The sequence below is a fragment of the Nostoc sp. DSM 114159 genome (assembly GCF_053470285.1).
This window is the reverse complement of the sequence record NZ_JBPFEH010000001.1, coordinates 1,193,019-1,214,785: the sequence shown is the minus strand read 5'-3', so window position 1 is coordinate 1,214,785 and position 21,767 is coordinate 1,193,019. Positions and strand designations below refer to the sequence as shown.

Below are 21,767 nucleotides of genomic sequence, written 5' to 3'. Positions count from 1 at the left end.
GATGAGTAAAGTAAAAGTTGATAACGAATGGGACGCTCTTGAAGAAATTATTGTTGGCCGTGCCACCAATGCACGTATTGCCTGTCGAGATCGAGGTTTGTTTGCAGTCGAATACAGAGATTATGGCAGCATTGAAAACATTCCCTCTGGTCAGTATAGCGATCGCATCATCGAAGAAACTGAAGAAGACCTTGATGAACTTGTACATACACTTCAAAGCCTCAATGTAGTTGTTCAGCGTCCTGACATAGTAGATCATTCTATTAAATTTCGCACCCCTGATTGGGAATCAGACGGTCAATACAATTACTGTCCCAGAGACCTATTCGTTACAGTTGGAAGATGGATTATCGAAGCGCCAATGACGCTACGAGCAAGATTTTTTGAAACTCTTTCATTTAAATCTATCTTGATGGATTATTTGCACAGTGGAGCTAAATGGATATCAGCTCCAAAGCCTAGACTCGCTGATGAAATTTATAATATTCACGATCCCAACTCTTCAGCAATCAAAGACTATGAACCTCTATTTGATGCGGCAAACATATTGCGGTTAGGGAAAGATATTTTTTATTTGATTTCAGATACTGGAAACCGCTCTGGAGCATTGTGGCTGCAAACTATATTAGGCGAAGAATATAAAGTGCATACCTATGACAACGTTTATAGTGGAAGTCATGTAGACACGACTATCGCTGTAATTCGACCTGGTTTAGTTGTGGTGAACGCTGAACGAGTTGGCGAACAAAATTTGCCCGATCTATTCAAAACTTGGGATGCGATCTATCTGACGGATATCGTTGATATTGGTTATACAACAACATCCTATGCTTCTAAATGGATTGGTATCAACCTCTTAATGGTAAATCCAAATCTGGCGATCGTTGATAAATCTCAAACTCCACTCATCAAACAGCTTGAGAAACGCGGTGTTGATGTTATACAACTCCAACTCAGACACTCAAGAACCTTGGGAGGAGGGTTTCATTGTGTAACGCTGGATGTGCGACGAAAAGGCTCATTGGAGAGCTATTGTACTGCTTAAAAATTGCATTATAAAGCCTATGCAATTCTTAGTAAAAGACAGATTTTAGACAAAGGATATATCTATAAAGTGGGTAAGTCTAAATAAAGGAATTTGGCTATGGCTTATTACACCGTTAAAAACTAAAGTTACGATCCAATACAGTGCAGTTAAGCCTACAGGTTCAAACCAAAAGCTTGATTTGGTAAGGAGAGTATAAATTTGGAGAACCCTAGCCTCCCAATGTAAATCTGCTCAATTATGCAAAACTCAAGTGATTACCTCTTCGGGTAATCTGTTATGGCTTGCTAAAGGACAAGTGATTGAGTTCTACGGTTATGCACAGTACTGGAATAATCTCAGCAAGGATTCTGTTTTACTTGCTCTACAACAGGGACAAGCTCTAACAGAATTGGTGTATAGTTTGAGTTATGCCAGATTATCCTCTCAAGAGTTGCTCTATGATTGCTCTACCTGGTATTGCCATCCAAGAGAAGATATACGAAAGTTCTAATTCTCTAGTTTATCGCGGCATCAGAGACGATGGAGTAGGGATCGTGGTAAAAATACTCAAGCAAGATTATCCCTCACCTCAAGAACTGACCCGCTACAGACAGGAATATAAAATTACCCGTTCCCTCAACTTGGAAGGAGTAGTGAAGGCATACAGCCAGCAAGAGTATCAACGCACTCTGGTGATTATCTTAGAAGATTTTGGGGGAGAGTCCCTAGAGCAATGGATGCACAAGCGCCCAGATATGTTTTGCCCTATGCCCTTATCCCAATTTTTAAGTCTGGCGATCGCCCTCACCGATATTCTAGGCAGAATCCACGCAGCCAATGTCATTCATAAAGATATCAACCCTGGAAACATAGTTCTCAATCTGGATACTGGCGTTATCAAAATTATTGACTTTGGAATTGCCACCCAATTTAACCGCACAAATCCGACTTTCAAAAGTCCTCATGTTTTAGAAGGCACACTTGCATACTTGTCTCCAGAGCAAACCGGGCGGATGAACCGTTTACTCGACTACCGGACTGATTTCTACTCCCTTGGTGTGACATTTTACGAACTGCTTACCGGACAACTACCATTTTCCACCACAGATGTGCTGGGGCTAGTCCATTGTCATATTGCCAAAAATCCTATTCCGCCTAATGAAATAAATACAACGATTCCCAAGCCAATTTCAGATATCATTCTCAAACTGATGGCGAAAAATGCTGAAAATCGCTATCAAAGTGCCTGGGGCATCAAAGCGGATTTAGAAATGTGTGCTGAACAATTAGCACAAATCGGTCAAATCTCTAGCATTCAACTGGCGCTTCAAGATGTTTGCGATCGCTTTCAAATTCCCCAAAAACTGTATGGGCGGGATAAGGAAGTTGCAATGTTACTGGCGGCGTTTGATCGTGTAGCCTGTCCAGAGTCAAATCCTGTTGCTGCTTTACCAAACAATTCAGAAACAACTTCACAAACCCAACAAACGGGCAACCCAAAATTCCAAGTTGAAATGATGTTGGTATCTGGCTATGCTGGCATTGGCAAATCTGCGTTAGTGCAAGAAATCTATAAACCAATTACCCAAAAGCGTGGCTATTTTATCTCTGGTAAATTCGATCAATTTCAGCGCAATATTCCCTACAGTGCGATCGCGGTTGCCCTGCAAAAATTGGTACGGCAATTACTTAGTGAACCAGACGAGTATGTACAACAGTGGCGATCGCGCCTACTTGCAGGGTTGGGCAGCAATGGACAACTGATCGTTGATGTCATCCCTGAAGTGGAATTGATTGTGGGCAAGCAGCCGCCTGTCTTAGAAGTGGAAGCTGCGGAAGCTCAGAATCGTTTCAATCGCGTCTTTGAGCAGTTTATCCGAGTGTTTTGTTCCAAGGAGCATCCGCTAGCGATCTTCTTAGATGATTTGCAATGGATTGACTCCGCGACGCTGAAGTTAATCGAGTTGATGCTGCTGGATGAGCAAAATCAATTCCTGTTTTTGATTGGAGCCTATCGAGACAATGAAGTGACTCCAACGCATCCACTGCTCTTAACGCTAGAGAGGCTGCAAAAAAAAGGGGCAGTGCTTCAAGAGATGATCCTGGCACCTTTAACGCTCTTGCCATTGAGTCAGTTGATTGCCGAAACGCTACATCGAGATGTGGACACTGTTCGTTCCTTTGCTGAGTTGGTGCTGCGTAAAACCGAGGGCAATCCTTTCTTTGTCAGTGAATTTTTGAGGATGCTGTATAGCGAAAATCTGCTGACCTTTGACCCCCCTCAATCCCACGCCAGATGCTACCCTGCGGGAACGCTAAGAGCGAACAAGTCGGCAGAGCCGACGACAGTCGCCTCAAGTCGGGAAACCCGCCCACGGCGCTGTCTCCCCAACGCACTGGCTCCCCTTGCTAAGGGGGGAAGTAAAGGGGGGTGGCAGTGGGACATTGCTCAACTTCAAACCCAAAATATCACTAATAATGTTGTGGAGTTGCTGCTCTTAAAGTTAAAGAAACTACCAGAAGAAACCCAGCAAATTCTCCGCTTAGCCGCTTGTATCGGAGCTGAATTTGATTTAGAGACGTTAGCGATCGTGTGTGAGAAATCACCCAAAACGGTTTTTCAGGATTTACTACCAGCGATACAAGAAGGATTCATTCAAACCCTGTCTGAATTAGACGAAGACTTGTTAGTTCAAGAGTATAAGTTCTTGCATGACCGAGTACAGCAAGCCGCCTATGCTTTGATTTCTGAGGATCAAAAGCAAGTAACGCACTACTGCATTGGACAACTCCTGCTGAACAAGCTGTCTGAGGTCGAACAAAGTGAAAAACTTTTTGATATTGTCAACCACATCAACTATGGTCAATCCCTTTTGACACAGAAAGATGAAAAAGAGAAACTAGCACGACTCAACTTGGCTGCCGCTCAAAAAGCCATCGCCTCTACTGCCTATGAAGCTGCGATTCGGTATCTTGAGACTGGCATTGGCTTGCTCAAAGAGGAGGCTTGGATGAGTCAGTACGACTTGATGTTCCACCTGTATCGGACTCTCTGCACAGCACAGTTGAGCAATGCTAGCTATGAGCAATTAAGCGCCACAACCAAGGTTGCTTTAGAACACATTTCTTCTGCTGTCGATCGCGCAGATATTCGTGTATTTCAAATAACTCAATATACCCTACAAGGCGAATGTGAGAAAGCAGTTCAAACAGGTCTAATCGGATTGCAGGAGCTGGGGATTGAGATTAAGGGCAAAAATTTGCCAGAATTAGTCCGGGAAGAGTTTGCTGCTGTTGCCAAAAGCTTAGAAAATCGCTCAATTTCCTCACTTTTAATTTTACCGACAGTGAGCGATCGAGTCATCCGAGCAATGATTAAATTGCTAATTGCTGTAGATATACCAACCTACATTACGGCTAATATTGAACTTTACTGCTTTGTCAGTTTAAGAGTAGTTCGTCTTTCCATTGAACATGGAAATATTGCTGAGTCTATTAAGGCTTATGCAAACTATGGTCTTCTTCTAGGTTTGATGGAAGGGCAATACCAACGAGGCTATGAGTGTGCAGATTTAGCGGTACAACTTAGCTACAAACTAAACAGTAAATCTCAGCAGTGTAAGGCACAGATGTTGTTTGGAAGCTTTATTCAAGTTTGGTCAAAGCCTATAGCAGGGGCGGCCACGATCAATTACAAAGGTTTTCTGGCAAGCATGGAGTCGGGAGACGTTCAATTTGCAGCCTATAACGTAGTCGGTAATATTTTTAATCGCTTATTTCAAGGAGAAAATTTAACAACCGTTGCAGAAGACAACGAAAAATATCAGTTGGTGGCAAAGCAGATTCAGGACGAGCTTGCGAAGGTGGCACTGGCTGGAGCTAAATTTTTTATCGCAAAACTTGCTTTAGGGCAAGCGGCACAGGAACACGAGCAATTGCTCAGGGAGACAGAAAAAATAGTTCATCGGGGTGAAACCTCACAAATACGGTTTTCAATTTGTCTTTATTACATCCTCAGAATGCATCTTTCCTGTTTAACAGCAGATTTTGAGCAAGGCTGCCATTATTTCGTTGAAGCGGGGAAGATTCTAAATTCTATCGTCGGGTTTACAACCTATAGTGGTTATTTCTACTATGGTTCTCTGATTCTACTCAACCTGTATTCCGGTCTATCTCAAGCAGAACAAAGTCATGCTTTGGAACAGATCCGATTAAATCAGGAGCGCTTGAAAGCATGGTCGGATAGCTGTCCAGAAAATTTTTTACACAAGTTTCATCTCGTTGAGGCAGAGAAAGCACGAGTCTTAGGGCAAGTTCTTGAAGCCGAGGAGTTCTATGAACAAGCCATTCAAGGAGCCAAGGACAACGAGTATCTTCAAGAAGAAGCATTAGCCTATGAATTAGCCGCCAAACATTACTTAGCTCGTGGTAGAGAAAAGTTTGCCCAAACATACATGAAAGAAGCTCACTATTGCTATAAACGCTGGGGAGCAATGGCAAAGGTTAAAGATTTAGAAACTCGTTATCCTCAACTATTTCCTCAGTTGTCTAACGTAGTTTCTACACCAATTCGCACCACGGCTGTAACTACCTCAAATACCTCACATATTGCTCTCGACTTAGCAACGGTGATGAAAGCAGCTCAAGCAATTTCGAGTGAGATTGAATTGGAGCGATTGCTTAGTTCTCTAATGCAAATTTTAATTGAAAACGCGGGAGCACAAACTGGATTTTTGATTTTGGAAAACTCAGGAAAATGGGCGATCGAAGCTTATTGCGAACTCAATGACGATGAGAATGTCTATGCTACGCAAGTGTTGCAATCGCTCCCAATTGCAAATCATTTACCTGAATCAATTATTAATTATGTTATCCGTACTCATGAATCTGTCATATTAAATGATGCAACTCGTGAAGGTCATTTTATCAATGAGCCATATATTCAGCAGAACCAAACGAAATCACTTCTTTGTTTGCCGCTATTGAATCAAAGTAAACTTGTTGGCGTGTTGTATCTGGAAAATCAATTAGCAACTGGAGTATTTACACCAGAGCGAGTCTCCGTTCGCGCAAGCGTGCCGGAGGCATTAGGAGACGCTACGCGATCGCAAGTTCTGAATCTACTTTCTACTCAAGCAGCGATCGCAATTGAAAATGCCAAACTCTACTCGAAACTACGCGACGGCAAAAATCAGATAAATCAATTTCTAGAAGCGGTTCCAGTGGGAATTGGGGTCTTGGATGCGACTGGTCGCCCTTACTATGTCAATCAGCAGGGAATTGATCTGATGGGTAAAGGCGTCGATCCTAACGCGACATCAGATCGTCTTGCAGAGGTTTATCAAGTTTACCTGGCTGGAACGGATCGAAACTGTTCCCCTGAGGATATGCCAATCGTCCGAGCGTTAAAAGGCGAACGTACAAGAACGGATGATTTAGAGATTCACCAAGGCGAGACTATTATTCCCATTGAGGCATGGGGAACGCCAGTCTTTGACGAACATGGGAACGTTGCTTACGCAATTGTAGCCTTTCAAGATATCACTAAGCGCAAACAAACCGAACATCTCTTAGCCAATTACAATCGTACCCTAGAGCAACAAGTAGCCCAACGAACGGCAGCTTTAGAGCAAAGTGAAGCGGAATTGCGCCATCGCGAACAGGAATTACGACTGATTGCCAACGCTCTACCAGTTCTGATTAGCTATGTAGATGCCAATCGATGTTATCAATTCATCAACCATACTTATGAGGTCTGGTTTAACCGTAGCCGCGATGAAATTTTGGGCAACCCTGTTCGCCAACTGCTCGGTGAGGCGGTTTATCAACGAGTTGAGCCGTACATTAATCGGGTGTTTGCAGGGCAAACGGTATCTCTAGAAACAGAGATCCCTTTTCCGGACGATCGGCGGTGCATCAGCGCGACCTTGATCCCTGATTTCGATGACAATGCTCAGGTAAGAGGCTTCTACAGTATCATGACAGATATTAGCGAACGCAAACAAGCAGAAGAAGTGTTGCGTCAGTCCGAAGCTCAATTTCGGGAACAGGCAATCCTCTCCGATTTTCGCGCCGATGTAGATAGTGCCTTGGCTCAAAGTGCTAGTTTGCCCTTGATGCTGCATCGCTGTGTCCAAGCCGTTGTTAAGCACTTTAATGCGGCATTTGCTCGGATTTGGACGCTAAATAAAGACAAGAATGTTTTGGAGTTACAAGCCAGTGCGGGGATGTATACCCGTCTTGACGGTGAGTACAGTCGAATTCCTGTAGGTAGCGTCAAAGTTGGACAAATTGCTCAGGAACGCCGTCCTCTGTTGATTAACAATGTGTTTGATGAATCATCCATCGATCGAGAATGGGCAAAACGAGAAGGCATGGTGGCATTTGCAGGCTATCCGATATTGCTGGATGAGCAGCTTGTTGGAGTTATAGCGATGTTTACTCGACATCCCATTCCGTCGTCCAACTTTGAGGCGTTGGAGTTTTCAGCCCGCGAGATTGCATTAGGAATTAGACGCAAACAGGCAGAAGAAGCGTTGCAAACCTCCGAAGCAGAACTTCGGGCGCTCTTTTGTGCAATGCCCGATCCGCTTTTGGTAGTAAATGCACAAGGGCGGATTTTGAGAGCAACCCTGCTTGAGTCAGAGAAATTATCTAACCCGATTGACGAACAGGTGGGTCGAACATTTTCCGAAATTTTTGAGCGATCGCAAGCCGATACATTTCTTGGCTGTATTCGGCAAGCATTAAGCACTCAGCAGCCCCTAACGATTGAGTATAGCTCGATTCTGGGAGGGTGGAAAACCTGGTTTGCAACTCGCATCTCGCCCATCTCAGAACATTCTGTCATTTGGCTAGCAAGAGATATCACCGATCGCAAACGAGCCGAAGAAGCCTCCATTCTAGAAGAGCGCAATCACATGGCACGGGAAATTCACGACACTTTAGCCCAAGCGTTTACAGGTATTATCATTCATGCTCGCTCTGCCTCCAATAAAGTAACGGCAGACCCAGAAAAAGCGCAAACTCTCCTCACTCAAATCCTCGACTTAGCCCGTTCTGGGCTTGCGGAGGCACGTCGTTCAGTAGAGGCATTACACCGCCCATACCTTTTAGAGAGCAGTAACTTACAGGATGCCTTAAGCCGTCTTGCTGCTCAATTAGATTCCTCCATCGCCACCCAAATTGTCTACGAAGTCATGGGTACACCCTATTCCCTATCCTCGGATCTGGAAAATAATCTGTTTCGGATTGGGCAGGAAGCTTTGACAAATGCAATAAAATATGCTAGAGCAAGTGAAATCCACATTGAACTGATCTATGAACCGACCCAATGCAGCTTGCGAATTAAAGACGATGGGCAGGGATTTAATGTAGAAAACCAGGCGATGCGGAATGGCTTTGGTCTACTGGGGATGGCAGAACGGGCTGAACGCATTAGAGCTGAATTAAAGATTCAAAGTGACTTAGAGCAAGGGACAGAGATCGTGGTATCTATTCATCGGGGACTAAGTTAGTATGAATCAGCCCGGTAGCATTCGCGTTCTGGTTGTGGACGATCATCCTGTTGTCCGCCAGGGTTTGATCGGAATGTTAGAGGAGGCTCCAGATATTGTCATTGTTGGTCAGGGGCGAAATGGGCATGAGGCGATCGCAGTTTTTCAGCAACAGCAACCTGATGTGACTTTGATGGATTTACGGATGCCTGAGATGGGAGGTGTTCAAGCGATTACGGTTATTTGCAATCAGTTTCCCAATGCCCGAATTATTGTGCTGACCACCTATGACACCGATGAAGAAATTTATCAAGGATTGCGAGCCGGGGCAAAGGGGTATTTACTCAAGGACTCTGAGCCAGAGGAACTATTGACAGCAATTCGGACAGTGAGCAGGGGACAACAGTATATTCCCCCCAACGTGGCTGCCAAGCTAGTCCAACGGATGACTGCTCCAGAACTGAGCGATCGTGAGTTAGAAGTTCTCCAGTTAGTCGGACAGGGCATGAGCAACCAGGAAATTAGCACTGCTCTCAATATTAGTGAAAGTACAGTGAAGACTCATATCAACCGAATTTTAAGCAAGCTAGATGTCAAAGATCGCACCCAGGCAGCCATTATTGCGTTGAAACGTGGAATTGCTAGCTTGTGAACTACCTACACCGACCTTATGGCTGCCTAACGAACCGACGTTCAGCGGCCGGTTAGCCGCAGCAAGTCATGCCACCTGATAGAACTCCTGCGCCTGTCGGAGGGCGCGCCCGACCGAGAAGTCGGCGAAGTCGCGGTCACATCGGGCGATGTACTCCAACGCATCCTGTGCCGGGTCACTGCCGTGGGCGCAGAGGAACTCCTTGGTCTGCTTCAAACCCGCTCCACATAGGAACTGGACATCAATCCCGCAGTGTGTATCGAAGTTGCAGGACTTCGCCTCCCAAACCAACAGGGAGTCTTCGACCACACCCAGCGAGAAAAGCTGGGCGCACAGAAGGCGCATCAGGAACTGGTCGCCGACCTCATTGGCCTCAAGTCGGATCTGCTCACGCAGTGCCGCGACAATCGCCGGGCGGTCGGCGTGCTTCGCCGGGAGCCCAAAGCGCCTCAGCGCCTCGTTGACACCTTTCCAACCGTCATCCATCACGCTGCCTAACTATTTATTATGCGGAAACTTTCTATATAACATTCATATTCGGGTATAATAGGTAACTTTTCCGTATAACTACCTTAAGAGGGTGTTTAAAAAATTATGTAGGGTGCAAAAAAGCTCTCTAGGTATAAGCTGTGAATGGATAATAAACAGCACTGAAAGAGCAACATGAGTAAAGCATATCCCAGTAACCTGACTCGCGATCATCAATAAGAATTTCTCCTTCTCGCTGTTTAAGGTAAAAACAAAGATGTACTTCTGCCTGGGTTAACCATCATATTTTAGTCTGTGAAGCAATCAAACCTGAGTTTGATTCGTTCTACTACCTCAAATTGACTCATCCTCAATCATTTTGTTGATTAAAATACAAACCCTGAATTGACGACAAGCCTAAGCAAATCCCATACATTAAACTCATACAAACAGATTATAGGCTTGAAGAGAAGAAATTTCAGAGGGCACACGATGAATCTCTTTTCTTCAAGGATTTAGAAATAAGAGTTTAGAATGAGCGATGTTATTCCTGACGACACACCCGGCGCCTCTTGCGGTAACTGCGAAGCAGAGCGCAATCAATTAGTTGTACTTCCTTCTGAGCAAGACCATCGACAAGGATCGTTGAATGCTCGCGTTGTGCTTGTTGAGTATGGGGATTATCAGTGTTCCCAATGTAGCGAACTTTATACCTCAATTCAGGCAATTCAACGCCAGCTTGAGGCGACCTTATTCGGGAGAGATTCTCTATGCTTTGTATTCCGACATTTTCCTCAACCTCAAATCCATCCTCAAGCTCAAAAGGCAGCAGCAGCGACAGAAGCAGCAGCAACACAAGGGCAGTTTTGGCAGATGCACGAGATGTTATTGAAGCATCAGCAAAAGCTAGAAGATGGGTATTTAGCAGAATACGCTGACAATTTAGGGCTTGATGTAACTCAGTTTATTCGAGACATTGCCCAAAAAGTGTATGTCGATCGCATCAATAGAGACATTGCCAGCGGAATGCATAGTGGGGTAATTAGCACTCCAGCTTTATTTATCAATGGTGTGCGTTATAGAAACGCTTTAGAGCTTGAGCCGCTACTTATTGCGATCGTTGGAGCTGCTCATGGCTAGTAGTTCGCCAAGTTCACTTGGCGGGGGAAAGGGGAAAGGAAAAAGGGGAAAGGTTTTAAATCCCTTACCCTTTACCCCTTGCCCTTTACCCCGCCCTCACCCAGCATTTTTGGGTTGGCAAACCATTAGTATTTTCGTCAATGGACTAACGCGCGCGAACTACCGTAAATGAGGAGTCTGATTGATGAGCAGTCTTCTCAAGCAAGTTGTAGCTCAAGTTTCCAGAACGGTGCCATTGCAGACGGTTTTGATTGTGCCGTTTGTGCTGCAAACTTTGGTGACAGTCGGCTTAGTGGGGTATTTTTCCTTCAAAAATAGACAGGAAGCCATCAACGATCTCGCCAGTCAACTGCGGCGCGAACTGACGAACCGGATCGAAGGCAAACTACAAACCTATACCGAGATACCCCATAACATCAATCGGCTCAATGCCAGCACCTTCGCTCAGGGAAAAATTGACCCTAGCGCAGTCAAAGGTGAGTTTCCACTCTGGCAGCAAATCCAGATTTACCCAATGGTGAGTGATATCTACTGTGGCGATCGCAATGGCTCTCTTCTAGGGGTACGACGTAGCCCTGCCGATCGCTCAATTGAACTGCGATCGAGTAATGTTGCTACAGATCGTAAACTCTACGGCTACAGCCTCGATCGCAATGGTCAGCGAGGCCAGTTAATCAGTCAAGGCAACAAAGCCTTCGATGCGCGGGTTCGTCCCTGGTATAAAGCAGCAGTGACGGCAGGCGAACCAATCTGGAGTGGAATCTATGCCGACTTTGCTAGCCAGTTGCCAACGATCACCGCCAGTACGCCTGTCTATAGCACTGCCGAGCAATCGCTGTTGGGAGTCTGTGCCACCGATGTATTTCTGCCTAATGAGATGAGCCGTTTTTTGGCTAGCCTGCAAATTGGCAAGACAGGCATCGCCTTTATTGTAGAGCGATCGGGACGACTGGTTGCGACCTCAACCGCAGAGGCGATTATGAGTAGCGAGGCTAATTCTACTCAGTTGCTTGCAATTAAGAGCCACAATCCCACTGTACGAGCCACTGCTGCCTATTTGCGCGACCATTTTGGCGATTTGCAGCAGATCCAGTCTGCGGAACAGCTTGACTTTAACCTGGACGGCAAGCGGCAGTTGGTTCAGGTCATGCCATTCCAGGATATTCGCGGGCTAAACTGGCTAATTATCACAGTATTGCCCGAATCAGATTTCATGGCGCAAATTAATCAAGACATTCACGCAACTATTCTACTTTGCGTTGTAACTTTGTTACTTGGCATGATTATCTGCATTTTGACTGCCCGCTGGATTACTGAACCGATCGTCAACGTTAGTCAATCGGCAAAGGCACTGACTCGCGGCGAATGGAAGCAGACGTTAGAAATTGAGCGATCGGGCGATTTGGGCGAACTGGCTCGATCGTTCAACCAGATGGCACAGCAGCTTCAAATCGCATTTGCTAAAATGCAGTCTTTAAACCAGACCCTCGCCCAAAGTGAAACCCGCCTCCAGAAAATTTTAGAGTCTGTTCCGGTAGGAATTGTGGTTATGGACGCAACAGGTCGCCCTTATTACGCGAATCAGAAGGCAATCCAACTCTTAGGCAAGGGCGTGCTGCCTTCTGTCACCCCAGAGCAAATTGCCGAGGTCTATCAACTCTATGTGGCAGGAACCGATCGCCTCTACCCAACCGAACAACTGATGATTAGGCGAGCGCTAAACGGCGAACAGGGCAGTGTGGATGATATCGAAATTCACCAGGGGAATCGCATCATTCCAATCGAAAGTTGGGGAACTCCAATTTTTGATGAGTCTGGCAACATTCTGTATGCGATCGCAGCCTTTCAAGACATCACCGAACGCAAACAAGCAGAGAAGCTTTTAGCAGAATACAATCGCACCCTAGAGCAACAAGTTGCCCAACGAACGACAGCATTGCAGGCAAACGAAGCAGAGCTGCGCGGTGTCTACGACGAGCTTCGCTTACAGGAGCAGGAATTACGACTGATTGCCGACGCTCTACCCGTTCTGATTAGTTATGTAGATGCCAATCGATGTTATCAATTCATCAACCGTACCTATGAGGTTTGGTTCAACCGTAGCCGCGATGAAATTTTGGGCAACCCTGTTAGTCAACTGCTCGGTGAGGCGGTTTATCAACGGGTTGAGCCGTACATTGATCGGGTGTTTGCAGGGCAAACTGTCCCTCTAGAAGCAGAAATCCCTTTTCCAGATGATAAGCGGTGCATCAGCGCGACCTTTATTCCTGATTTCGATGACAATGCTCAGGTAAGAGGTTTCTACAGTCTCATGACAGACATTAGCGATCGTAAACGAGCTGAACACACTTCTATCTTAGAAGAACGCAACCGAATGGCGCGAGAAATTCATGATACACTAGCTCAATCTTTCACAGGTATTCTGCTTCAGGTTGGAGCAGCAACACAAGTGCTGGCGGATGACCCCCAAGCAACCCAAGTACATCTGGAAATGATTGAGGAACTAGCACGCGCTGGGCTAGCAGGGGCAAGGCGCTCCGTAGCAGCACTCCGTCCGCGGCTACTAGAAGAAGGTAATTTAGAGAGTGCCCTGCATCGTATTGTGGCTCAAATGCGAGCAACGACCGACACGGCTCTGATTTGCGAAACTCAAGGTATAGCCTATTCCTTACCAACCGAAGTGGAGAATAACTTACTCAGAATTGGGCAGGAAGCATTAACCAATGCGATTAAATACGCAAGTGCTGGCGAAATTCGGGTTGAGTTGGCGTACAACGAAACACAGTGTATCTTACGGGTTAAAGACGATGGCAGGGGCTTTGGAGTAGGTAGCACTCCTTTTAGCGGTGGGTTTGGCTTATTAGGAATGAGCGAACGAGCAGAGCGCATTGGTGCACAACTAACAATTCAAAGCCAACCAGGTCAAGGAACAGAAATTATTGTCACTATCAATCGAGTGGGAGAATTACAATGAGCCAATCCACTACGATTCGAGTGCTGATTGTTGACGACCATGCCATAGTCAGAAAGGGTTTAGCAACCATCATTAACCGCGATCCAGAAATGACAGCGATCGCTCAAGCTGAAGATGGACAGCAGGCGATCGCCGCGTTTCGAGAACACCAACCTGATGTCACGCTAATGGATTTACGAATGCCCAAAATGGGGGGTGTTGAAGCCATTATGGCGATTTGTGCCGAATTTAAGCAGGCTCGAATTGCGGTACTTACAACCTACGATGGCGATGAAGATATCTATCGCGGCTTGCAGGCGGGCGCTCAAGGCTATCTGCTTAAAGATGCTAAACCTGGCGAGCTTTTGAATGCGATTCGCGCCATCTATAATGGTCAGAAATACATTCCGCCAGAAGTGGGCGCAAAATTATTGCAGCGAATGAGCAATCCAGAACTCAGCGAACGAGAGTTGGAAGTGCTGCGTTTGATGGCACAAGGAAAGGGTAATCAAGAAATTGGCACTGCTTTGAATATTGGTGAAAGTACCGTCAAATCCCATGTAAATCGGATTTTGAGCAAACTGGGCGTGAGCGATCGCACACAAGCAGTGATTACTGCTGTTAAGCGTGGAATTGTCAGTTTGTAAGCTGTACTCAAGTTGGTATCCAAATTCCAACTTTAGTTGGAGACAACCTTCCACTACGAGATGAACAGGTTCATCCATCACTAGATTGTATAAAAATGTCAACTCAGAGTGGATGACAACAGAAGGTCAATTATCTATATTAAATCCATAGCAACGTTAGCGCAGTTGGGTTGTAAGGCTTAAGTTTGCTTAATACAAACCGAAACATGACTTACGACCACGATCGTTATATTTCTTTATTCGTTCTGCCTTCAACCCAGGATCATATTCAAGGTGTACTGAATGCTGCTGTAGTCTTCGTCATGTATGGAGATTATGAATGTTTTCAAAGTGCCAACGTCTATCGATTGATTAAAGTTGCTCAACAGCAATTGAAGGTTTCGTTTGGAGAAAACAATTTAGGTTTTATCTTCCGTCATTTTCCTCAGATACAGATTCATCCCCATGCTCAACGGGCAGCGCAAGCTGCGGAAGCAGCAGCGGCTCAAGGACAGTTTTGGCAAATGCATGAGATATTGTTCATTCATCAACAAGAGTTAGAGAATGGCTATCTAGTAGAGTACGCCAATCGCTTAGGACTTGATATTTCTCAATTTTTGCAGGATTTATCGAGGGGAACGTATGTCGACCGCATCGATGCGGATATCGAAGGTGGACTGCGAAGTGGAGTGGAGGCCGCGCCCGCTTTGTTTATTAATGGAATTCGCTATCTCGATCGCTGGACTGTTGAGCAGATAATGGCAGCCATTGTTGCTGCAAATGATTAACGACAAGAATCAGAGATTTCAGCAATTTAGTAAGAATACAGAGGCGATCGCAATCATGGTTTTTACACTGAAAAAAGTTCAAAAATTATTGCTGTGGTTATTAGCATTAAGTGTTGTTGTTGGAATATCAATGCATTCAACACCAGCCACCTCCAAGGAATTACCTCAAGCATCCAACTCTAAACCTGCGATCGTTCTCGTTCATGGGGCTTATGCTGACGGTACATCATGGCAACACGTTATTCCATTGTTAGAGCAAGATGGCTATAGAGTGACTGCTGTGCAGATTCCCCTCACCTCGCTTGCTGATGATGTGGCAACGACGAAGCGGGCGATTAATAATCAAAAAGGTTCTGTTGTAGTAGTTGGACATTCCTATGCTGGAAATGTGATTACGGGTGCAGCAGCTGGCAATCCACAGGTGAAAGCTCTGGTTTATGTTAATGCTTTCGCACCAGATGTTGGTGAAAAGACGAGCGATTTGAATAAAAGGTACGCTGCACCTCCGATTAGTACGGCGATCGTGTCTGATGCGGCAAACTTTCTCTATGTCGATCGCGAGAAGTTTCACGAATTTTTTGCCCAGGACGTATCGAAGGCTGAGGCGCGAGTAATGGCAGCAACTCAAAAGCCGATCGCCAGCGCAGCCTTTGAGCAATCAGTGAATGAAATCGCCTGGAAAACGATTCCTTCGTGGTTTATCGTGACTCAAAGCGATCGCGCCATCAACCCTGAACTTCAACGATTTATGGCTAAACGGATTGGTGCTAAGACAACCGAAGTTAACTCCAGTCATGTTCCTTTTATCTCTCATCCAAAAGAGGTTGCCAAAGTGATTGAAGCAGCAAGCACGGCTCTGTGAAGTAATCCCAATCTTTAAGAGAAGCAGTTTCTCGGTACATACAAATAGAACATACCTAATTATTGACTCTAGGAGATTCGATCGTGGCGACTCAAAATACAGCTATCACTGAAGTCGATCGCAGTCAACCCTTACTGCATCAACATGGATATGAAATTCAGCAGTATGGTACTCTTCGTGATTTGCCAATTGTTCTCAACACTAGTACCCGCAGCGAAAGCTGTGTTTTAGTCAATCAAATTTTGGCAGATACGATTATTCTCTATCACCTTTACAAGAAACATCACTGGTTGATGCGCGGACATACGTTTTATCAACTGCATCTGTTGCTCGACAAACACGCCAGCGAACAAATTGAGTTAATTGATGCACTAGGTGAACGAGTACAAACTCTGGGAGGCGTGGCGATCGCTGACCCGCGTCATGTAGCAGAAGTCACTAAGATTAAGCGTCCGCCCAACGGCGTTGAGGAAGTACCCGTGATGTTGTCGCGGTTACTAGAAGCCCACGAGCAGATTATTGAGGAATTGAGATTAGCGATCGATAAAACAGCAGCGAATCAAGATAGTAGCACTAACGATTTGTTAGTGAGCCAAGTCCTGCGAACCAATGAGACGCAAGTTTGGTTTCTGGCAGAACATTTGGTGGATACACCTGTGGTACGCAGTTAGCCTCAGCCATTCAAAAGCTACATTCATTGGCATTGCACTAACCATTCGCACATCAGGGAGATGAACGATGAATGCTATGAGTCACTATGACTACATTGTAATCGGTGCAGGTTCGGCTGGTTGTGTGGTTGCCAATCGTCTAACCGAAGACTGTGACACAACCGTATTACTCCTCGAAGCGGGCAACCCAGCTACAAAACCAGAAATTCAAATTCCGGCGCAATGCTTTAGTCTAATAGGCTCTGAAGTTGACTGGGGTTACTTTTCTGAGCCGGAACCCTACCTGAAGGGCCGCAAAATGTTTTGTTCCCGTGGCAAAGTCTTAGGGGGCAGCAGTTCGATTAATTTCATGATGTATGTCCGGGGCAATCCTCACGATTACGATCGCTGGCAGGAATTAGGAAATCCCGGTTGGTCGTACCTTGATGTATTGCCCTATTTCAAGAAATCAGAACACCAGCAGCGAGGCGCATCAGAATTTCACGGGGTTGATGGGGAGTTGAGCGTTACCGATTTAATATCCCCTGCTGTGGTTTCTCAACGCTTTGTAGATGCTTGTGTGTCAATGGGATACAACTACAATCCTGATTTTAATGGTGTACAGCAAGAAGGGGTAGGATTCTATCAGTTAACGGTCAAAGATGGTAAACGGCACAGTGCTGCCTCTGCTTTTCTCCTACCTATTCTCCATCGTCTTAATTTGACCGTAACGACAGGGGCATTGGTGACGCGATTGCTGTTTGAAGGCACTCGCTGTGTGGGAGTGGAATATCTGCATGAAAGTACGCTCCACCAGGTTAGAGTCAACTCCGAAGTGATTTTAAGTGCGGGTGCGTTTGATTCGCCCAAACTGCTAATGCTTTCTGGTATTGGGGATGCAGAATATCTGCAAGCGATGGGAATTTCTGTCATTGCAGATTTGCCGGGTGTCGGTCAAAACCTTCAGGATCACATTCTCACTTCTGTCGTTCAAGAAGTTACTCAAGATATACACCCCGCCATCACTAGTAATGGAGTTGAAGCTGGATTATTTTTGCATAGCAAGGAGAATGCAAAGGTTGCGCCCGATTTGCAGTTCTTCTTCGGCCCGATTCAATTCTTGTCACCTGGTTATACTCCTGCTGATTTTGGATTTACGGGTGCAGTCTCTCTTACCCGTTTCCAAAATGTTGGCAGTGTTAGTTTGCGGTCAATCGACCCTAAAGATCCACCAACCATTCGGATGAATTATCTACAAAGTCAAGCCGATGTGCAAAAGCTGGTTGAGGGAATTAAATTAATGCGGCAATTGTTTAAGACCAGTGCTTTTGATAATTTTCATGGTGAGGAGATTGCTCCGGGTTCCCATGTTCAGAGCGATGCAGCACTCGAAGCTTACATTCGAGACACTTGCAGCACTGTATGGCATCCGGTTGGCACTTGCAAAATGGGTATTGACCGAATGGCAGTGGTCGATCCTAAGTTGCGGGTACATGGGGTTGAAGGATTGCGAGTTGTTGATGCTTCCATCATGCCAACAATTACTACGGGAAATACGAACGCACCAACCATCATGATTGGCGAAAAAGCGGCAGATTTAATTAAAGCGGAGCGTACCTCAAAAAGCATTGCTAATAAAGCCCTCTATGCTGCTTGAGAACTGGTTTATCACAAAGAAAAGGGTGTGGGGTGTGGGGTGTAGGGTGTAGAAATAAAAAACTTGAGTTCTGGGTCACAAGCCCAGTTTAAAAAAAAGATGTATTTCTCGCGCAGCGCGAGAAATACAGCGTCATTGCTTCAATCCCATGCTTTTAAACGTGGGTTCCCTACACCCCACACCCTCTGAATTAAAAGGAAAACTCAAAACTATGAATTTACAAACAGCTCAAACCACCACTATTGCTGACGAGTCGGCAATTCGTACTTTCCCTCGCCAGATGATTGATGCTTGGAATCGAGGTAGCGGCGAAGGCTTCGCTGCCCCGTTCAGCGAAACTGCCGATTTCATCACGTTCGAGGGCACGCATCTTAAGGGTCGAAAAGAAATCGCTGCATTTCATCAGCAAGCGTTCGACACAGTTGTTAAAGGAACACGCCTGGAAGGTGAGGTAAATTTTGTCCGCTTCGTGAACTCGCAACTCGCGCTCATGCTCGTAGCGATCGGGGTAATACTGCCCGGACAAACCGAAACTTCATCGTCACGAGATTCGCTGCCGCTATACGTGGTAACGAAAGGCGACGAAGGTTGGCAGATCGAAGGGTTACTTAATACCCGAAAGTTAACGCTAGAACGTCAGTTCTTCTTAGACGACTTTGACTCATTGAGCGCAGAAGCTCAACGTCAAGTGACTGACCTCGTTGTAAGTCTCAAGCAGCATCATCAAGCAGAGCAATCAAAGGAGATGTAAGGAATGGCACTAAGTTAAAATACAAAAGACGATCGCCCTTACTCCCCAATACGGGCTGACTATTCTTCCTCCTGACTCCGCTCTCCATAAGCAACTGACTGCTTTAAACCCAACAATCAAAGGATCGGCATAATGAAAAAATTAGAAGGAAAAATCGCCCTTGTCACGGGTGGCAACAGTGGTATCGGTCTTGCCACTGCCAAACAGTTTGTTGCTGAAGGAGCCTATGTTTACATTACGGGTCGTCGCCAAGCCGAACTGGATGCTGCTGTAGAAGCCATTGGTAAAAATGTTACGGCTGTGCAGAGCGATGTTTCTAATCTGGCAGACCTCGATCGCCTGTTTGCCATCATTGAGCAAGAGCAAGGACACCTCGATATCATCTTTGCTAATGCTGGCGTTGGAGAAATTGCCCCACTTGGAGCGATCGCTGAGGAACACTTTGACAAAACATTCAACACAAACGTCAAAGGTCTGCTGTTCACCGTACAAAAGGCATTGCCACTGTTGCCAGAGGGCGCTTCTATTATCCTGAATGCTTCGATTACTTCTATAAAAGGTACGCCAGCATTCAGTGTTTACAGTGCCTCCAAAGCCGCCGTCAGATCGTTTGCTCGGAATTGGATACTCGACCTCAGAGAACGCAAGATCCGAGTGAATGCCATTAGCCCTGGTGTGGTTCCGACTCCTGGTTACGATCATTTGGGACTCAATGACCAGCAGTTGCAAGAATTTGTGGACAGCCAAGCCAGCACCATCCCACTGGGACGAGTCGGCACACCCGATGAGATTGCCAAAGCGGTTGTTTTTCTCGCTTCAGATGATAGCAGCTTTGTGAACGGCATTGAGTTGTTTGTCGATGGTGGTATGGCACAGATTTGAAGTCCAAAAGGAGTTAAAGATGAAGGGAAAAGGGTAAAGGGTAAAGGGTAAAGGGAACCCCATAACTAAAGTTACGGGCTTAATACTATGAGGCTGTATTCCTCTTACTACGTATCTGGAAATACATCTTTTTTCCTTCTCTATGTTTAAAAACTCTTTCTTGCGCCCTTTCCCCCTTTCCCCTTTACCCTCTTTGGTCGTCAGGATGTGAGATAGATCGACCCGAATAAACAATCGCATTTCACTATCTGAGGAGATCGAGATGACAATAACGACTGATTCCGATTTTGCTGCCCGCGAGGCACTACGCCTGCTCGGCCCCGATCCTGAAAACTGGGTGCCCGATCGCCCTGGCATAGATCGCAATGTCACTATCATCGGTGGCAGCGGCAGCGGTAGCGCCTTTGTATTTGCGCTACGGCGTGCTGGTATCGGTCGCGTGACGGCGATCGATGCAGCCGATGACGAGGCTCATGCAGGCGTGTGGCTGACACGAGCGCGGATGGAAAAGCTCCGCACGCCGAAAAATGTGCCTGGCCCGGAACTAGGCATCCCAGAATTATCCTTTCAAGCTTGGTACGAAGCGCGGCACGGTACGGAAGCCTACGCAGCGATCGATCGCATTGGGCGAGTGATATGGGCTGAATACCTTAGTTGGTATCGGCACTTCCTCGGTATCCAGGTTCGTTACCGGACGAAGTTGGTGCGGATTGAGCCTGCCGCAGGTTTCTTCCGCATACACCTTGAGGTAAACGGTGTCCAGCAGGTAGAGACTACGCGCAAAATTATCTTCGCCAATGGTGTGGCTGGCACTGGTGGTGCATACATACCTCCAGTACTGGCTGACTTACCACGCACGCTGTACACACATACCGCCGATGCCATCGATTTTGAAGCACTGCGCGGTAAGACTGTGGCGGTGTTGGGTGGGGCGGCTTCAGCTTTCGATGCAGCAGGAGTGGCACTAGAATCGGGAGCTAAGGCAGTACACCTATTTGTACGGCGGTCGGCACTTCCATCTCTACCAATCCTTCGGATACGGGAATACCCTGGTGCTTACTGCAACTATCCCCAATTACCCGATGCAGCCCGCTGGTTTCAAGCTTGGCGCTTTCGTCAAGAAGGCTCCACGCCATCACGGAACGCGATTGAGCGAGCGATCGCCTTCCCGAACTTTCACATACACCTATCTGCACCTTGGAAATCGGCACGGGCAATGGGCGAACGCATTGTCATTCAGGTGAATGATGATGTTTTCGAGTTTGATTTTGCGATCGCTGGCACTGGTTACTTCGTTGACCCAACAAAGCGTCCCGAACTAGCCGACTTTGCCCAGCACATTGCCCTCTGGCGCGATCGCTACGAGCCACCAGAAGACCTGCGCGACGACTATTTGGGGACGCACCCTTACTTGGGTAACGCCCGCGAATACCTAGAAAAAGTACCTGGCACTGCCCCTTATCTCAAAGACATTCACGTATTTAATCCTGCTGGTTTCGTCAGCTTTGGCTTGCCAATTGGTGACATATTTAGCATCCGCCGCGACATACCTGGAATAGTATCGTGCATCAGCCACGACTTGTTCTTTGAGGACTGGGCGCATCATGAGGCACGTATCACAGGCGATATCGCCCCCGATTTTGAGAACTCGCTCTATGCTGCTGCGGTGTGGAAACAACCGATCGAGGCAGCGAACCGCTAGGTCAAAAGAGGCAGGGGAGCAGGGAGCAAGGGGGAAAACTGAGACAGAGCTTGTACTCCGCCCCAGTAAGAACGCACTAGAAGGGCGGGGCTTCTCTCCGAGACGCTCCGCGA

At 46.4% G+C, this 21,767-nt stretch carries 14 protein-coding genes and 1 pseudogene; 14 read left to right on the top strand and 1 reads right to left on the bottom strand.

Going from position 1 to position 21,767, the window contains the following annotated elements; all coding sequences use genetic code 11:
* Position 1 precedes the first annotated feature (1 nt).
* The 4 genes and pseudogenes from ACR5KR_RS04880 to ACR5KR_RS04865 all read left to right on the top strand — a co-directional run bounded on the left by ACR5KR_RS04880 (position 2) and on the right by ACR5KR_RS04865 (position 9,175).
* Positions 2–1,045 (top strand): inosamine-phosphate amidinotransferase 1, encoded by a 1,044-nt coding sequence (locus tag ACR5KR_RS04880; RefSeq protein WP_445627534.1) that lies wholly within the window; start codon positions 2–4, stop codon positions 1,043–1,045.
* A gap of 199 nt (positions 1,046–1,244) precedes the next feature.
* A pseudogene (locus tag ACR5KR_RS04875) lies at positions 1,245–1,433 on the top strand (hypothetical protein); the annotation flags it as partial.
* A 52-nt stretch (positions 1,434–1,485) separates the two neighbouring features.
* On the top strand, positions 1,486–8,544 hold the full coding sequence (locus tag ACR5KR_RS04870) for a PAS domain-containing protein (protein ID WP_448265683.1): 7,059 nt from the start codon (positions 1,486–1,488) through the stop codon (positions 8,542–8,544).
* 1 nt (position 8,545) lies between these two features.
* Positions 8,546–9,175, top strand: coding sequence for a response regulator (locus tag ACR5KR_RS04865; protein ID WP_448265682.1), 630 nt, complete (start codon positions 8,546–8,548; stop codon positions 9,173–9,175).
* Between the two features lie 66 nt (positions 9,176–9,241).
* Here the strand turns inward: ACR5KR_RS04865 and ACR5KR_RS04860 are convergent, their stop codons facing one another.
* Complete coding sequence (locus ACR5KR_RS04860) at positions 9,242–9,661, bottom strand: hypothetical protein (protein ID WP_086832656.1); 420 nt, start codon at positions 9,659–9,661, stop codon at positions 9,242–9,244.
* Positions 9,662–10,177: 516 nt separating this feature from the next.
* On the opposite strand from ACR5KR_RS04860, the gene ACR5KR_RS04855 reads away from it, so the two are divergent.
* The 10 genes from ACR5KR_RS04855 (at position 10,178) to ACR5KR_RS04810 (ending at position 21,654) form a co-directional block, all read left to right on the top strand.
* Entirely contained in the window at positions 10,178–10,783 is a 606-nt protein-coding gene (locus ACR5KR_RS04855; RefSeq protein WP_448265681.1) for a DsbA family protein, read from the top strand.
* Positions 10,784–10,967: 184 nt separating this feature from the next.
* Positions 10,968–13,757: a PAS domain-containing protein gene (locus tag ACR5KR_RS04850; protein WP_448265680.1), complete on the top strand. Its 2,790-nt coding sequence runs from the start codon at positions 10,968–10,970 to the stop codon at positions 13,755–13,757.
* Positions 13,754–14,383: a response regulator gene (locus ACR5KR_RS04845; protein WP_448265679.1), complete on the top strand. Its 630-nt coding sequence runs from the start codon at positions 13,754–13,756 to the stop codon at positions 14,381–14,383. The genes ACR5KR_RS04850 and ACR5KR_RS04845 overlap by 4 nt, the downstream gene beginning before the upstream one ends.
* A gap of 206 nt (positions 14,384–14,589) precedes the next feature.
* The gene (locus tag ACR5KR_RS04840; RefSeq protein ID WP_448265678.1) at positions 14,590–15,150 is read left to right on the top strand and encodes a DsbA family protein; all 561 of its coding nucleotides are present in this window, start codon (positions 14,590–14,592) and stop codon (positions 15,148–15,150) included.
* The gene (locus tag ACR5KR_RS04835) at positions 15,143–16,012 is read left to right on the top strand and encodes an alpha/beta fold hydrolase (RefSeq protein WP_448265677.1); all 870 of its coding nucleotides are present in this window, start codon (positions 15,143–15,145) and stop codon (positions 16,010–16,012) included. Before ACR5KR_RS04840 ends, ACR5KR_RS04835 begins: the two co-directional genes overlap by 8 nt.
* A gap of 83 nt (positions 16,013–16,095) precedes the next feature.
* Positions 16,096–16,683 (top strand): Dps family protein, encoded by a 588-nt coding sequence (locus ACR5KR_RS04830; RefSeq protein WP_445627542.1) that lies wholly within the window; start codon positions 16,096–16,098, stop codon positions 16,681–16,683.
* Positions 16,684–16,759: 76 nt separating this feature from the next.
* On the top strand, positions 16,760–18,319 hold the full coding sequence (locus ACR5KR_RS04825) for a GMC family oxidoreductase (protein WP_448270094.1): 1,560 nt from the start codon (positions 16,760–16,762) through the stop codon (positions 18,317–18,319).
* Between the two features lie 211 nt (positions 18,320–18,530).
* The gene (locus ACR5KR_RS04820) at positions 18,531–19,070 is read left to right on the top strand and encodes an SgcJ/EcaC family oxidoreductase (RefSeq protein WP_448265676.1); all 540 of its coding nucleotides are present in this window, start codon (positions 18,531–18,533) and stop codon (positions 19,068–19,070) included.
* 132 nt (positions 19,071–19,202) lie between these two features.
* Entirely contained in the window at positions 19,203–19,952 is a 750-nt protein-coding gene (locus ACR5KR_RS04815) for a glucose 1-dehydrogenase (protein WP_448265675.1), read from the top strand.
* Positions 19,953–20,214: 262 nt separating this feature from the next.
* Positions 20,215–21,654: an FAD-dependent oxidoreductase gene (locus ACR5KR_RS04810; protein WP_448265674.1), complete on the top strand. Its 1,440-nt coding sequence runs from the start codon at positions 20,215–20,217 to the stop codon at positions 21,652–21,654.
* Positions 21,655–21,767: the final 113 nt, after the last annotated feature.

What these genes read in the sequence shown, in the direction of transcription:
- ACR5KR_RS04880 (WP_445627534.1), top strand. Translation starts at nt 2, where the DNA reads ATGAGTAAAGTAAAAGTTGATAACGAATGGGACGCTCTTGAAGAAATT.
- ACR5KR_RS04870 (WP_448265683.1), top strand. Translation starts at nt 1,486, where the DNA reads ATGATTGCTCTACCTGGTATTGCCATCCAAGAGAAGATATACGAAAGT.
- ACR5KR_RS04865 (WP_448265682.1), top strand. Translation starts at nt 8,546, where the DNA reads ATGAATCAGCCCGGTAGCATTCGCGTTCTGGTTGTGGACGATCATCCT.
- ACR5KR_RS04860 (WP_086832656.1), bottom strand. Translation starts at nt 9,661, where the DNA reads ATGGATGACGGTTGGAAAGGTGTCAACGAGGCGCTGAGGCGCTTTGGG.
- ACR5KR_RS04855 (WP_448265681.1), top strand. Translation starts at nt 10,178, where the DNA reads ATGAGCGATGTTATTCCTGACGACACACCCGGCGCCTCTTGCGGTAAC.
- ACR5KR_RS04850 (WP_448265680.1), top strand. Translation starts at nt 10,968, where the DNA reads ATGAGCAGTCTTCTCAAGCAAGTTGTAGCTCAAGTTTCCAGAACGGTG.
- ACR5KR_RS04845 (WP_448265679.1), top strand. Translation starts at nt 13,754, where the DNA reads ATGAGCCAATCCACTACGATTCGAGTGCTGATTGTTGACGACCATGCC.
- ACR5KR_RS04840 (WP_448265678.1), top strand. Translation starts at nt 14,590, where the DNA reads ATGACTTACGACCACGATCGTTATATTTCTTTATTCGTTCTGCCTTCA.
- ACR5KR_RS04835 (WP_448265677.1), top strand. Translation starts at nt 15,143, where the DNA reads ATGATTAACGACAAGAATCAGAGATTTCAGCAATTTAGTAAGAATACA.
- ACR5KR_RS04825 (WP_448270094.1), top strand. Translation starts at nt 16,760, where the DNA reads ATGAGTCACTATGACTACATTGTAATCGGTGCAGGTTCGGCTGGTTGT.
- ACR5KR_RS04820 (WP_448265676.1), top strand. Translation starts at nt 18,531, where the DNA reads ATGAATTTACAAACAGCTCAAACCACCACTATTGCTGACGAGTCGGCA.
- ACR5KR_RS04815 (WP_448265675.1), top strand. Translation starts at nt 19,203, where the DNA reads ATGAAAAAATTAGAAGGAAAAATCGCCCTTGTCACGGGTGGCAACAGT.
- ACR5KR_RS04810 (WP_448265674.1), top strand. Translation starts at nt 20,215, where the DNA reads ATGACAATAACGACTGATTCCGATTTTGCTGCCCGCGAGGCACTACGC.